Here is a 14,418-nt window from a genome sequence, read left to right as displayed (position 1 = left end):
AGCGAAAGCTCCGGCTTTTTTGTGCGCTCCGATCAGATGATGTTGGCGTAGTCGGCTTCGATGCGATCCAGGCTCAGATGATTGAGGAAGTTGGAAAAGCACATCCAGGCCGACAGCGCGTTCAAATCCTGGAATTGCTGCGGCAGGTACTTGGGCGGCACCACCATTCCCTCCTCGACCAGCTGGCGCAGGGTACGCATGTCTTCCAGCGTGGTCTTGCCGCAGAATAACAGCGGGATATGTTCCAGCTTGCCCTTGCGCACCGCCAGCTGAATATAGTTGTAGATCATGATGAAACCCTTCAGATAGGACAGGTCCTTGGTGAAGGGCAGACCATTCGGGAGCGAGCCGCGGAAAACCCGACTGGCATTGCTGTAGCACTCGTCCTCCGTATAGCCCTGGTCACGGAAAAAGCCGAACACATCGAGAAAGTCCGCGCCCTCCTCGGCCATGTGGATCGCACGGGTACGGTTGGTCAGCTTGCGCAGGCGGGTCGGGTAGGAGGCAAAAGTGATTACCTCCATCAGAATCGCCAAGCCTTCCTGGGTCACTGTCGAGGACGGCGGGCCCTTCGCGAGGAAGGTGCAGATCGGCTGGTTCTGGCCGTTGAGCGTGGTGCCGACGTGCACCAGCCCCTCATGGACTTCCAGCGCACGCACATCGCGGGCATTGAACATCGCGTCGCTGCGGATCTTGATGTAGTCGGCCCCCGCCGCGGCGTCGGCGAGAATGCCGTCGGATTCAAATACGCGAATCACGCCTTCACCCTCACCGAACACCAGATCCAGCCGCTGCTGCAACATGTCCACGGCTTGCGGCGCACTGAGTGTCTTGGCTTCGTCTTTGAGATCGCCCCGGTCGGCGATGTTGTTCAGGTAGTCGGAAAGCATCAGACCGAGGTCCGCCAGCGTCGGATCGCCCGCGTGAAAGGCGTCCGAAGCGGCGCCGTAAAGCTCTTGGGAAATCAGACCGAAATCGGCGGTGCCACGCGCTTCGAGCATGCGGATCACCATGCGGTACTCCTTGCACATGCGCCGCATGATCTGCCCGACCGGATTGAACTGTCCTAGCTGGCGCGTGATGTCACGCTCGATATTCTGAAATTCTTCCTTCTTCGCACTGGAATCGAAGCCCAGCGGCCGTCCCTCGTAATACCCACGATCAACCTGTGGCAGCTCGCGAGCACCCGCGGCGAAGAAGCCCTGGCGAATGCTGTCGTCCCACTTCACCGCATCAAGCACCCGCATAGGGGTTTGCGCCTCGACGATACGATCGGACAGGCCGCGCACCGTGCTTTGGTACTCATCGAGATTGTTACGGGTATTCATCCGTACCTCGTCAGTGATGATCCGTAGCGTTCAAGTTATACATCAGTGGGCCCTCGCCTTCCGTGTTCGGTTCACGAACGCCGCGTGCCATATATGAAGCTTTCGGCAGGCGACGACCGATCTGAAGCCATCGAGCCTAGCGCGCGATCGTGGTGCCATGCGGCTCAGCTGTGCATCTTCGGTGCTGACGCAACCACCACGATGGGCGAACGCGGCCGGCTGCGGGGTGGCGCCTGTCCGTGGCGGTTCCACCTGCGGATGGCCCGTCCGTCGCTTGCGTGCACCGACGCAGGCCAGCAGAACGGTGTCGGGCGCAGCCAGTCGCCGAGGACGATTGGCTCCGTCCACGGCGGATTTTGCGCGTCCTGGTCTGATCAGACTTCTGGACGCATATGCGGGAACAGAATTACGTCGCGGATCGACGGCGAGTTGGTCAGCAACATCACCAGACGATCGATACCGATGCCCTCACCTGCGGTCGGCGGCATGCCGTATTCCAGCGCGCGGACGAAGTCGGCGTCGAAGTGCATGGCCTCATCGTCACCCGCGTCCTTGTCACGGACCTGCGCGTGGAAGCGCTCGGCCTGGTCTTCGGCGTCGTTCAACTCGGAATAGGCGTTGGCTATCTCGCGGCCGCCAATGAACAGCTCGAAGCGGTCGGTCACACTCGGGTCGTCGTTGCTACGACGCGCCAGCGGCGACACTTCGAACGGGTAACGGGTGATGAACGTCGGCTGCTCGAGCTTGTGCTCGACCAGCTCTTCAAAAATCATCACCTGCAACTTGCCCAGCCCCTCGAAGCCGAGCACCTTGGCGCCGGCTTTCTTGGCGATGGCGCGCGCGGTGTCGATGTCCTGCAGATCGGCGGCGCTGATGTCCGGGTTGAATTTGAGGATCGAATCGAACACCGACAGCCGCGCAAAGGGCTCGCCGAAATGAAACACCTTGTCGCCGTAGGGCACGTCGGTGCTGCCGAGGACCAGCTGCGCCAACTCGCGGAACAGTTCTTCGGTGAGGTCCATGTTGTCTTCGTAATCGGCGTAGGCCTGATAGAACTCGAGCATGGTGAACTCGGGGTTGTGCCGAGTCGATACACCTTCGTTGCGGAAGTTGCGGTTAATCTCGAAGACCCGCTCGAAGCCGCCGACCACCAGGCGCTTGAGATAGAGCTCCGGCGCGATACGCAGGAACATCGGCAGGTCCAGCGCGTTGTGGTGGGTCTCGAACGGCTTGGCCGCGGCACCGCCAGGGATGGTCTGCAGCATCGGTGTCTCGACTTCGAGGAAGTCGCGTTCGTTGAGGAACTTGCGGATGTGGCCGATCACCTGCGAACGCACACGGAAGGTGTGGCGGGTTTCTTCGTTGACGATCAGGTCGACGTAACGCTGGCGGTAGCGCTGCTCGGTGTCGGTCAGGCCGTGGTGCTTGTCCGGCAGCGGACGCAGCGACTTGGTCAGCAAGCGTACGTCGGTCATCTCGACGTAGAGGTCGCCCTTGCCGGACCGCGCCAGCGTGCCTTCCGTCGCGATGATGTCGCCCAGATCCCAGTGCTTGATGGCTTCCAGGGTCTCAGCCGGCAGCGTCTTGCGGTTGACGTAGACCTGAATGCGCCCGGTCATGTCCTGCAGCACCATGAAGGCGCCGCGGTTGAGCATGATGCGCCCGGCAACCTTCACCGGGATCGCCGCTTCTGCCAGCTCTTCCTTGGTCTTGTCGGCGTATTTCAGCTGCAGGTCGTTGCAGTAGCTGTCGCGACGGAAGTCATTGGGGAAAACATTGCCCTTGGCGCGCTCGGCGGCCAGCTTTTCCTTGCGCTGAAGGATCAGGCTATTTTCTTCCTCTTGGATGGCGTGCTGGTTCAGCGGTTGTTCGCTCATGGTTTCAAAATGCCTGGATCGATTGGATGAATCCTGGGACGACCGTGCCGGAAAGTGCTCCGCAGCAGGTACTACCCCGTTTTGGTCGGCTGAAGCCCACCCTATTTGTATGCAAAGCTGATGCAGAGAGGGCCAGGCGACGTTCCGCTTCAGCCCACCTCCACTCGCCAAGCAAAGCGGCTTAGAGCCCCTGTTTCAAACTGGCTTCGAGGTACTGGTCGATGTCGCCATCCAGAACCTTCTGGCAGTCGCTACGTTCCACACCGGTACGCAAATCCTTGATGCGCGAGTCGTCGAGCACATAGGAGCGAATCTGATGACCCCAGCCGATATCGGACTTGGTGTCTTCCAGCGCCTGGGAGGCCGCGTTGCGCTTCTGCATTTCCTGCTCGTACAACCGGGCCCGCAGCATTTTCATGGCGGTGTCCTTGTTGGCGTGCTGGGAACGCTCGTTCTGGCAGGCCACCACCGTGTTGGTTGGTACGTGGGTGATACGTACCGCCGAGTCGGTGGTGTTGACGTGCTGACCACCAGCACCGGATGACCGGTAGGTGTCGATGCGCAGATCCGCCGGATTGATGTCGATCTCGACCCTGTCGTCGATCTCGGGCGAGACGAACACTGCCGAGAATGAGGTGTGGCGGCGAGCGCCAGAGTCGAACGGGCTCTTGCGCACCAGGCGGTGCACGCCGATCTCGGTGCGCAACCAACCAAAGGCGTACTCGCCTTTGATGTGTACGGTCGCGCCCTTGATACCGGCGACTTCGCCCTCGGACAGCTCGACGATCTCGGCGCTGAAACCGCGCTTGTCAGCCCAGCGAAGGTACATGCGCAGCAGGATGTTGGCCCAGTCCTGGGCTTCGGTGCCGCCGGAGCCGGCCTGGATGTCGAGGTAGGCGTTGTTGGGGTCCATCTCGCCGCTGAACATGCGGCGGAATTCCAGCCCTTCGAGGATGGCGCGCAGGCGGTCGAGTTCGGTGGCGACATCGTCCACGGCGCTCTGGTCGTCTTCTTCGACAGCCATGTCGAGCAGGTCGCGGGAATCGGCCAGGCCGCCCTCGAGGTCGTCGATGGTCTCGACGATCTGCGCCAGGGTCGCGCGCTCACGGCCCAGGTTTTGGGCGTACTCAGGTTTGTTCCAGACGTTGGGGTCTTCGAGTTCGCGGTTTACTTCGACGAGACGATCATGCTTCTGATCGTAGTCAAAGATACCCCCGAATTGACTGGGTGCGCTCGGACAGGTCCTTGATGCTGTTGAGGATCGGGTTGATTTCCATAGGTAGGCAGCTCTCAATCGGACGGTGCGAAAAGCCGGCGATTATAGCGCAGCAGACCGCCGCTGACAGCCCACGCGAGACCGCCGGCATCGCCGCTGTCAAGCAGCTCGACCGGAAAGAACACAGCCAGGGCGATCAAGCACCGCCCCTACAAGGCATCAGGCGGAAACGCCGCGCACCTGGCTCTCCAGTTCGACCTTCAACTGCGCATCGAGCTTCAACTGCCGAGCTAGTTCGTCGAGGTAGGCTCGCTCCATGAATTGCTCCTCATCCACCATCAGCACGCTGGCCAAGTACATTTCCGAAGCCATTTCCGGTGTGGTGGCGGCCGCGGCGACATCAACCGGATCCAGCGGCTTGTTCAACTCCGCCTCGAGCCAACGCTGCAATTCGGGATCATCAGTGAGCTGGGCCAGCTCGGCTTCGATCATTTTCCGCTCCTGGTCATCGACGTGGCCATCGGCTTTTGCCGCCGCGACCAGCGCCTTGAGGATCCCGCGGCTGTGCTCCTCGACCTGATCCGGCGGCAGCCGATCGACCGTCTTCGGCTCCGCCCGTGTAGCGGTTGTTCGCGCTGTGCCACCCTGCTGTGCCTGTTGTGCCTGCCAGTTGCCGTAGGCCTTGTAGGCCAGCATGCCGAGGGCGGCCAGGCCGCCATAGGTGACCGCCTTGCCACCCAAGCGGCGGCCGCCCCGGCTTCCGAGGAGCATACCCAGTGCCCCGGTCGCCAGCGCGCCTTTTCCAGCTCCGCCGACGCCACCGAGTATGCTTCCAAGCGGGCCACCGGCACCGGCCAGCATGTCGCCGAGCGACCCCTTTCCATTGGTCGTCGGTGAACGGGAGACCGACCCTTGCTGCTTCTGCAGCAGGTCCTGGCCGGACTTGAGTAGCTGATCGAGCAAACCACTGGTTTTCATGGAGATTACCTGAAGCGAGTTTATGGGGGATTCAATCGAGCGAATCGGGAACTTGGCGAATGGGCGTGTTTCGGTGAGCTGCGCGGACGTACTGGGCGGGCCAAGGCACCGAGCTGTCACGTAGGTCCTCGGCCGCGTGCAACGGCCAGTAGGGATCACGTAGTAGCTCGCGCGCCAGCAGGATCAGATCGGCCTGGCCGGTACGCAGGATGTGCTCGGCCTGCACCGCCTCGGTAATCATGCCGACCGTACCGGTGGCGATGCCGGCCTCACGCCGCACCTGCTCGGCAAACTGGGTCTGATAGCCCGGGCCGACCGGGATCTCGGCATTGACGGCCGTGCCACCAGAGGACACGTCGATCAGATCGACGCCGAGAGTCTTCAGCCGCCGCGCGAGTTCAACGGTTTCTTCCGCATTCCAGCCGTCCTGTACCCAGTCGGTCGCCGACAGCCGCACGAATAGCGGCAACGCCTCCGGCCATACCGCCCGCACCGCCTGGGTAACCTCCAGCAGCAAGCGGATACGGTTGTCGAAGGAGCCGCCATAGCGGTCCTGACGCTGATTAGAAAGCGGTGAGAGGAACTGATGCAGTAGATAGCCGTGCGCCGCGTGCACCTCAGCCACCTTGAAGCCTGCCGCCAGCGAGCGCTCGGCGGCACGCACGAACGCCTGGATGATCTCGTTGATTCCCGCCTCGTCCAGCGCGGTGGGCACCGCATGCTCCGGATCGAAAGCGATGGTCGAGGGGCCGACCGGCGTCCAGCCCCCGGCCGCGATCGGTACGCTTCCGTGCCGTCCGAGCCAGGGCTGCCAGGTGCTCGCCTTGCGGCCGGCATGGGCCAGCTGAATGCCGGTTACCGAACCCTGAGACTCGATGAACCGCGTGACGCGGCGCAACGGTTCGACATGGTCGTCGGACCAGATACCCAGGTCTTCCGGCGAGATGCGCCCATCAGCCGTCACTGCGGTGGCTTCGATGATGACCAGCCCCGCCCCGCCGACGGCCCGGCTACCCAGATGAACCAAATGCCAATCGTTGGCCATGCCGGCTTTGGCCGAGTACTGACACATGGGCGAAACGGCGATGCGATTGGGCAGCGTCAGCTGACGCAGGGTGAGCGGCTGGAAAAGCTGTGTCATGGAAACCTCACTGCAATGGATGCGCGTTGGACATCCTCCAGTACAGACTGTTTCGACGACTTTGCTCGGCCAAGGCCGCGTGGGTGGCGAATCGGTGACAGAGTGTTGCAGTTGGCTAGCTCATCACTGTGGGTGGGCGGTTTCGTGGGAAACAAATCAGCCTTGGACGATCGATTCGTGCCTGCCCTTTCCCAGCGCAGCGCAAATGGGACGGCACTGCCCGTGCCGGTTGTTTTCTTTTCGACGGTGACTCGCAAACACTAAGCTGGAATCCATTTAACGAAGGCTCGAATCTGGACGGTGAGTGTGGACAGGTTTCAGGAGATGAAGGTACTGCTGGCGGTTGCTGATGCGCAGAGCTTTGCGGGCGGGGCGAAACGGATGGGCATGTCGCCGCCGAGCGTGACGCGAGTGATAGCGGGTCTGGAGCGCCGCCTAGGCACTCTGCTATTGGCGCGCAGCACCCGCAGTCTGCGTCTGACCGAAGCAGGCCGGCGCTATGTGGAAGACTGCAAGCGCATCCTGCTGGATCTGGAAGAAGCCGAAGAACTGGCCACCGGCAGCAGCATTCGTGCGCGCGGCAATCTGACCGTGACAGCACCGGTGATGTTTGGTGAGTTATTCCTGATTCCGCTGATCACCGAGTACCTTGGTGAGCACCCGGACGTAGTTATCCACGCGCTGTTGGTGGATCGTCTGGTGAACGTGGTTGAGGAAGGCGTAGATGTGGCCATACGCATCGGCCAGCTGCCTGAGACCGGTCTGCAGGCTATCCATGTCGGGCAGATCCGCCCTGTCATCTGTGCCGCACCCGCATTCCTCGATCGCGTCGGCAGACCGATATCCCCAAAAGAGGTACTGGCGTCACCGATAGTGATGTCCTCTACGAGCAGCCTGCTTACCGATTGGCAATTCCAGGTGGGGCCGAACTCCATCACCTTGCACCCCAAACCGCGGCTGGTGGTCAGCTCCAATCAGGCGGCAATCAATGCCGCGCGCATTGGCTGGGGGTTCACCCGGGTGCTGTCTTACCAAGTTGCCGACCTGGTATCGAAGGGGGAACTGGAAATCGTCCTCGATGAGTTCGGTACATCGGCATTGCCGGTGCATGTGCTCTATCAAGGCGGTAAACGGGTGCCTGCCAAGGTGCGCACTTTCGTCGACTATTGCGCCAGTCGGTTTCTGGAAAATCCAGGGCTGCACGTGGTTACACGGACCTAGCGCATGAGCCGATACCGCGAAATGCAGGTATTCGAAGCCGTTGTGAAATCGGGCAGCCTCGCCGCTGCCGCGCGGAATCTGAATCTATCGCCAGCGACAATCACGCGCACGGTAGCGTCATTGGAAGCACGCCTGAATAACACCCTATTGATTCGTGGTCCGCGCGGCGTCGAGCCGAGCCCTGCAGGCGAACGGTTTGCCTTGGACTGTCGAGAAATCCTGGAGCGAATCGACCACGCCGAACACTCCGCTGCCGGCTTGCATGCATGTCCCACCGGGGAACTGACCGTCTCGCTACCGCTGCTGATGGATCCCCAGGTATTCACGCCGATCGCCACTGCTTACTTGGCGGCCTTTCCTGACGTAAGTCTGGTTATCCGGACCAGCGAAGGCGTGCCCAAACTCCTTGAGGAGGGCATCGATGTCGCCCTTGTCGTTGGCCAGCTGCCAGACTCGTCCGGGTTCGCCATTCCAGTGGGCATGGTGAGCCCCATTGTCTGTGGTTCGCCAGGCTACCTGGCAACATGGGGGCGGCCCGAGACCCCCGACGATCTCCACGCTCACCGCACCGTCCTTACCGCGTCCGCAAGCCCTGAGGCCGAATGGCGTTTTCGCGGCGAGCGCGCCACACGGCTGATGCGGCCTGCCCCCGTGCTGACGTGCACCACCCAGCGTGCGGCTATTCGTGCCGCCACCCTGGGGTTGGGGCTGATTCGCTGCATGAGCTACGAAGCGCACCATGAGCTGCAGAGCGGCTTGCTCGAGCCCGTCTTGGACGGCTTCGCCAACCAGAGCATGCCGGCCCATTTGATCTACCGCGATGGCCGCCGGGCCGAGGCGCGCGTGCGCACCTTCGTCGACTTCGCGACGCCCCGATTACGCGCCCACCCGGCCTTTTCCAGATGAAGCCACCAGGCTTCGATCGATCCATTTCCCACCGTCGCCCTTTGTCAGCTGGCAATACGATTATTTCGTAGAACGAAATTATGGATTGCTCCGTGTGGCGATTCTATCGAGCCGCGAGCAGGCGCAGCATTCATCTGGCAGCGCAAGGTTCTCTACCCGACTCGAAGCTGCGCTGACTTCTCTCAACCAGCTACGGAGCCACGACCATGACCCAAGCCGCCATCAAACTGTATCGCCATCCTCTTTCGGGCCATGCCCATCGCGTCGAGCTGCTGCTCTCGTTGATGAAGCTGCCAACCGAGCTGGTTTTGGTAGACCTGGCGAATGGTGCGCACAAAAAGCCTGAATTCCTGGCCATCAATGCGTTTGGCCAGGTTCCGGTTATCGAAGACAACGGCACCACGCTCAGCGACTCCAACGCGATCCTGGTCTATCTGGCAAAAAAATACGGTGGCGGCAGTTGGCTGGCTGAAGATCCCCTCGGTGCCGCGCGCATTCAGCGCTGGCTATCGGTTGCCGCAGGCCAGATTGCCTATGGGCCGGCCGCCGCGCGCCTGATCACGGTATTCGGCGCCCCGTTGAATGCCGATGATGTCACCGCGCGCTCCCACGCCTTGCTCAAGGTGATGGATAGCGAGTTGACCAGCTCGCCGTTCCTGGCCGGCAACACCGCAACAATCGCCGATGTCGCCAACTACACCTATATCGCCCATGCCCCGGAAGGCAACGTGTCGCTGCAGGCCTACCCCAATGTGCGCGCCTGGCTGGAGCGTATAGAAGCGCTTCCCGGCTTCGTACCCATGCAGCGCACTGCCGTCGGTTTGCAGAGCAACTGAGTGGGCACCGGCTGCTGGGCTTTCCGGCAGTCTTCCCAAGGAGCGTCTTCCATGAATCATCTCCCCAAGCACCGTCAGTCACCCTGGCATGCCGGCGAAAAAATGCTTCAGGAAACAGTCGGCGCGACCGAGCGAATGGACGTTGTTGGCCAGAAGGCCATTCGTGACTACATGCCCGACCAGCACCGGGAGTTCTATCATCAATTGCCCTTCATGGTCGTCGGCGCGGTCGATGCGCGGAACCGTCCTTGGGCCACGCTGATGGAGGGGCCGGAGGGTTTCGTCGTTTCTCCGGATCCACAGCATTTGGTGCTTGCGGCACCTCTCGACAGCCAGGACCCGGCCGCGGCTGGCCTGCAGGCGGGTCATGCCGTCGGCATGCTCGGTATCGAGCTGCATACGCGCCGACGTAATCGCATCAACGGCATGATCGAACACGCCGCACCGGACCGCCTCGAGGTTGTGGTCGAGCATTCCTTTGGTAACTGCCCGAAGTACATCCAGGAAAGGTCCTATACGCGCTCGACGGAGCGGTGGAAAGACCGCGGAGCGCGCGAGGATTTCACTGCGTTGAACCCTCGAACCACCGAGATGATCCGCGCCGCCGACACATTTTTCATCGCCAGCTACTTCGATCATGACGACCACCACCGCTCCGTGGATGTCTCCCACCGGGGAGGTCGCGCCGGGTTTGTGAAGGTCGAAGGCAACCGGCTGTTCATTCCCGACTATGCGGGCAATCAGTTCTTCGCCACGTTGGGGAATCTGAAGGTCAACTCCCGCGCCGGGCTGTTGTTTGTCGACTTCACCAGCGGCGACATGCTGCAACTTAGCGGGCGCACGGAACTGATTCTGGACGGCCCGATCGTCCGCGCATTCGAAGGCGCCGAGCGGCTGTTTACCTTCGACGTGGAGCACGTGGTGCTGAGGCCGGCCGCCGTGTCTCTGCGCTGGACGTTCCATGGCTACGCACCGACCAGCTTGATGACCGGCACCTGGGCCGCAGCAGACGAAAAGCTGCGGCAGAACGAACAGCACCGGCGGTGGCAACCGTGGCGGGTGATGCGGCTGCAGGACGAAAGCAGAGACATTCGCTCATTCATCCTCCAACCGCTGGACGATACTCCGGTGGAATTCAACCCCGGACAGCACCTGCCGATGCGCCTATACGCCGACGGTGAAGCGGCACTGATCAGGACCTACAGCATCTCCAGCGCCCCTTCCGATGGTCACATTCGCATCAGCGTCAAGGCGCAGGGGCTCGCATCCCAACATCTCCACGACAAGGTGCAGGTGGGCGACATTCTGGAGGTTCGTCCGCCACTGGGCAGCTTCACCCTGACGGTTGACACCGCAAGACCGGCGGTATTGATTGGCGCGGGGGTCGGCATTACACCGCTTATTTCCATGTTCAGGGAGCTGGCCTGGCAAAACCAGACGCAGCAAAGGGAACGCCACATCCATCTGTTCCAGAGCGCCAGGGCGCTGGAGGACCTTCCGTTTCAGGAGGAGCTTGAGCAACTGCTACAGCGCGATGCTGGGCAGCTGCACGTCCACCGGGCGCTGAGCAGGCCGGGCACGGAAGCGGTTCTTGGGCGCGACTACGAAATAGCCGGTCGCCTCGGCTTAGCCGACGTCAAGGCCAGGCTTGCGTTCGATGACTACGACTTTTATCTCTGCGGGCCAGCCGGGTTCATCCAGGACCTGTACGACGGTTTGCGCGCACTGAACATTGCGGATGAGCGAATCCACGCCGAGGCATTCGGCCCTTCGATGCTTCAGCGGTCAGCGGCCGAACATTCCACCGCCTTGATTCAAGCGCCGGCTGCCAGCGCTCCGGTGCCGGTGCTTTTCTCGTTATCGGCACTGGAAGCACGCTGGACTCCAGGAAGCGGCAGCCTGCTGGAGCTGGCGGAAAGCCGCGGTCTGAACCCCGATTTCAGCTGCCGTGGAGGCTCCTGCGGGACCTGCAAGACACGTCGGATCAGCGGCGTTGTCCATTACCCCAATCCTCCGGTGGAAATGCCGGAGAGCGACATGGTGCTGATCTGCTGCGCCGTACCCGCGAAAGGTGAGAATGGGAGTCAGCCCTTGGTCCTTGAACTCTAGTGCCGCCAGCCGCAACAGCCCGAACCGACGACTATCCTCAATATCTCTTTCTCGAAACCGGAGCGATCGCCATGTCTACCACCGAAATCCGTCAACCTGTTCCTCCCTTCACTCGGGAGTCAGCGGTATTGAAAGTCCGACTGGCCGAAGATGGCTGGAACAGCCGCGATGCGGCAAAAGTGGCCATGGCCTATACCCCGGACACCAAGTGGCGAAACCGCTCGGAATTCGTCACCAGTCGAGCTGAGGCGCAGGCGTTTCTGACTCGCAAATGGAACAAGGAACTGGAATACAGGCTGATCAAAGAGCTTTGGGCGTTTACCGATAACCGAATCGCCGTGCGTTACGCCTATGAATGGCACGACGATTCGGGTAACTGGTTCCGCTCCTACGGCAACGAAAACTGGGAGTTCGCTGAAAACGGCCTGATGGCTCATCGATTTGCCTGCATCAATGATTTACCCATTCAGGAGTCCGACAGGAAATTCCGCTGGCCGCAAGGTCGCCGTCCCGATGACCATCCAGGACTGTCGGATCTAGGCCTATAACAGCCCACCTCGCGCCCGCCAAAAGCTCCGGTGATCGCCCGATGGCCCGATGGCCCGATGGCCCGGACGCTAGGCGGCTTCCACCCGCACCGGCACACCGTTGAGCGCAGCATTGCCGGACAGCGCGTCCAGCTGGCGCTCATCGGTCAGATCGTTGGCGCTGGCGCCCGGCTGGCTGCTGGCGATGCCCATCTGCACGCCGGGGCGAGCGTGGCCCCAGCCATGCGGCAGGCTGACTACACCGGGCATCATCTCGTCGCTGGCAGCAACCTCCACCTCGATCATGCCGACCCGCGAACGAACCCGCACACGCTGACCATCGGTCAATTCGAGGCGACTCAAGTCCGCCGGATTCATCAGCAACTGATGACGCGGCTTACCCTTCACCAGACGATGGTAGTTGTGCATCCAGGAATTGTTGCTGCGGACATGACGGCGTCCAATCAGCACCAGTTGATCCGACGCCGACTGCGGCGCGGAGGCGAAGCGCTTCAGGTCTCCGAGGAACAGTTCCGGTGCGACCTGCACCTGTCTGGTCGCGGTCTTCAGGCGGCCGGCGAGGTTCGGCTGCAGCGGCCCCAGATCCAGGCCGTGCGGGTAATCACGCAGTTTGGCGAGACTCAGGCCAGACGCGCTGCCGTCGCCATGCGGACCGGCACGCAAGCCCAGATCGATCATCTGCTCGGGCGCCATGGTCGATTTCAGCTCGATTCCGGTACGCGCCGCGAACGCCTTGGCCAGCCCGACGAAGATTTCCCAGTCATGCAGCGCACCCGCCGGCTTGGCGAGCACCGCTTCGTTGAAGCGAGTGACGTTGCGCACCGCGAAGACGTTGAAAGTGGTGTCGTAGTGATCATGCTCCAGCGGCGCCGTCGGCGGCAGGATCAGATCGGCGTAACGAGTGGTTTCGTTGATGTAGAAGTCGACGCTGAGCATGAACTCCAGCCCATCCAACGCCTGTTCCAGCTGACGGCCGTTGGGCGTGGACAGTACCGGATTACCGGCCACGGTGACTAACGCACGCACCTGCCCTTCCCCTTCGGTGAGCATCTCCTCAGCCAGCGCCGATACCGGTAGCTCGCCACCATATTCCGGCAGCCCCGAGACCCGGCTTTGCCAGCGATTGAAGTGGCCACCCGAAGTGCTGGCCACAAGGTCCACCGCCGGCTGGGTGCAGAGCGCGCCGCCCACCCGGTCGAGGTTGCCGGTGACCAGATTGATCGACTGCACCAGCCATTGGCACAGCGTGCCGAACGCTTGCGTGGAGACGCCCATGCGCCCATAGCAGACCGCTTTGTCGGCCGCAGCGAAATCCCGGGCCAGTTGACGAATCTGCACGGCCGGCACCCCACAGCGTGTACTCATAGCCTCCGCGGTGAAAGGCGCCACTGCCGTGCGCAGCTCATCCAGCCCCTCCACAGGTAAATGACTGGCACGGGTCAGGTCTTCTTCGAACAGGGTATTGAGCAAACCGAACAGCAGCGCTGCGTCTTCGCCAGGGCGAACGAACAGATGCTGGTCGGCAATGGCCGCCGTTTCACTGCGACGCGGATCCACCACCACCAGTTTGCCGCCACGCGCCTTCAAGGCTTTGAGACGCTTTTCCACATCCGGCACGGTCATGATGCTGCCGTTGGAGGCCAACGGATTGCCACCCAGTATCAGCATGAAATCGGTGTGATCGATGTCCGGGATAGGAATCAGCAGACCGTGGCCGTACATCATCAGGCTGGTCAAGTGATGCGGCAGCTGGTCGACCGAGGTGGCGGAGAAACGATTGCGAGTCTTCAGCTGACCGAGGAAGTAGTTGCTGTGGGTCATCAACCCATAGTTGTGCACGCTGGGGTTGCCCTGGTAAACGGCCACCGCGTTATTGCCATGGCGCTCGCGAATCTCGGCGAGGCGCTCGGCGACCAGCTCGAACGCAGCGTCCCACTCGATGGCCTGCCACTCGTTGCCGACGCGGCGCATGGGATGACGCAGACGGTCCGGATCGTTCTGGATGTCCTGCAGCGCGACGGCCTTGGGACAGATGTGGCCGCGACTGAAGCTGTCCTGCGGATCGCCCTTGATCGAAACGATTTGCTCGTCGCGAGTTTCGATTGTCAGGCCACAGATGGCCTCGCACAGATGGCATGCACGGTGGTGCTGGGTCGATTCGCTCATCGCGGGCTCCGGAGGATTGTTCTTTTAATCCAATCACTCTAGGCCCACGACGACCAGGCAACAATCAATTGCGCCCTGGTAAATGCTCCTCG

General features: G+C 61.7%; 12 protein-coding genes. 5 read left to right on the top strand and 7 right to left on the bottom strand.

Features of this window, described 5'->3' with window-relative positions:
- Positions 1-32 precede the first annotated feature (32 nt).
- The 6 genes from MCB86_RS18230 to MCB86_RS18210 all read right to left on the bottom strand — a co-directional run bounded on the left by MCB86_RS18230 (position 33) and on the right by MCB86_RS18210 (position 6,540).
- Entirely contained in the window at positions 33-1,328 is a 1,296-nt protein-coding gene (locus tag MCB86_RS18230; RefSeq protein WP_239611776.1) for a flavohemoglobin expression-modulating QEGLA motif protein, read from the bottom strand.
- Between the two features lie 374 nt (positions 1,329-1,702).
- Complete coding sequence (gene lysS, locus MCB86_RS18225) at positions 1,703-3,205, bottom strand: lysine--tRNA ligase (protein WP_045163071.1); 1,503 nt, start codon at positions 3,203-3,205, stop codon at positions 1,703-1,705.
- 181 nt (positions 3,206-3,386) lie between these two features.
- Positions 3,387-4,482, bottom strand: a protein-coding gene (prfB, locus tag MCB86_RS18220; protein ID WP_155397658.1) for a peptide chain release factor 2 whose coding sequence is annotated in 2 segments (ribosomal slippage) — positions 3,387-4,409 and positions 4,411-4,482 — 1,095 coding nt in all. Because the reading frame shifts where the segments join, the coding sequence is not laid out codon by codon here.
- Positions 4,483-4,495: 13 nt separating this feature from the next.
- A complete protein-coding gene (locus MCB86_RS22980) occupies positions 4,496-4,621 on the bottom strand; it encodes a hypothetical protein (protein WP_275589558.1) in 126 nt (41 codons plus the stop codon).
- Positions 4,622-4,640: 19 nt separating this feature from the next.
- Positions 4,641-5,399, bottom strand: a complete 759-nt coding sequence (locus MCB86_RS18215; protein WP_239611775.1) for a tellurite resistance TerB family protein — start codon at positions 5,397-5,399, stop codon at positions 4,641-4,643.
- Positions 5,400-5,430: 31 nt separating this feature from the next.
- Entirely contained in the window at positions 5,431-6,540 is a 1,110-nt protein-coding gene (locus MCB86_RS18210; RefSeq protein WP_045163073.1) for an NADH:flavin oxidoreductase/NADH oxidase, read from the bottom strand.
- 324 nt (positions 6,541-6,864) lie between these two features.
- Between MCB86_RS18210 and MCB86_RS18205 the strand changes: the two genes are divergently transcribed.
- The 5 genes from MCB86_RS18205 (at position 6,865) to MCB86_RS18185 (ending at position 12,160) form a co-directional block, all read left to right on the top strand.
- Positions 6,865-7,761: a LysR family transcriptional regulator gene (locus MCB86_RS18205; protein ID WP_239611774.1), complete on the top strand. Its 897-nt coding sequence runs from the start codon at positions 6,865-6,867 to the stop codon at positions 7,759-7,761.
- 3 nt (positions 7,762-7,764) lie between these two features.
- Complete coding sequence (locus MCB86_RS18200) at positions 7,765-8,667, top strand: LysR family transcriptional regulator (RefSeq protein ID WP_239611773.1); 903 nt, start codon at positions 7,765-7,767, stop codon at positions 8,665-8,667.
- Between the two features lie 206 nt (positions 8,668-8,873).
- Positions 8,874-9,503, top strand: coding sequence for a glutathione S-transferase (locus tag MCB86_RS18195; RefSeq protein WP_239611772.1), 630 nt, complete (start codon positions 8,874-8,876; stop codon positions 9,501-9,503).
- Positions 9,504-9,554: 51 nt separating this feature from the next.
- Positions 9,555-11,612, top strand: coding sequence for a pyridoxamine 5'-phosphate oxidase family protein (locus MCB86_RS18190; RefSeq protein ID WP_239611771.1), 2,058 nt, complete (start codon positions 9,555-9,557; stop codon positions 11,610-11,612).
- A gap of 71 nt (positions 11,613-11,683) precedes the next feature.
- Positions 11,684-12,160 carry a nuclear transport factor 2 family protein gene (locus MCB86_RS18185; RefSeq protein WP_045163077.1) on the top strand — a complete coding sequence of 159 codons (477 nt, stop codon included), beginning with the start codon at positions 11,684-11,686 and terminating at the stop codon, positions 12,158-12,160.
- Positions 12,161-12,229: 69 nt separating this feature from the next.
- Here MCB86_RS18185 and MCB86_RS18180 read toward each other — a convergent pair whose 3' ends face one another.
- Positions 12,230-14,326 carry a molybdopterin oxidoreductase family protein gene (locus tag MCB86_RS18180; protein WP_239611770.1) on the bottom strand — a complete coding sequence of 699 codons (2,097 nt, stop codon included), beginning with the start codon at positions 14,324-14,326 and terminating at the stop codon, positions 12,230-12,232.
- Positions 14,327-14,418: the final 92 nt, after the last annotated feature.

This window comes from Pseudomonas sp. KSR10, assembly GCF_022355455.1.
GTDB classification, from domain to species: Bacteria; Pseudomonadota; Gammaproteobacteria; order Pseudomonadales; family Pseudomonadaceae; genus Stutzerimonas; species Stutzerimonas stutzeri_E.
The sequence above is the reverse complement of the archived record's forward strand: the minus strand, read 5'-3'. Positions and strand labels throughout refer to the sequence as shown.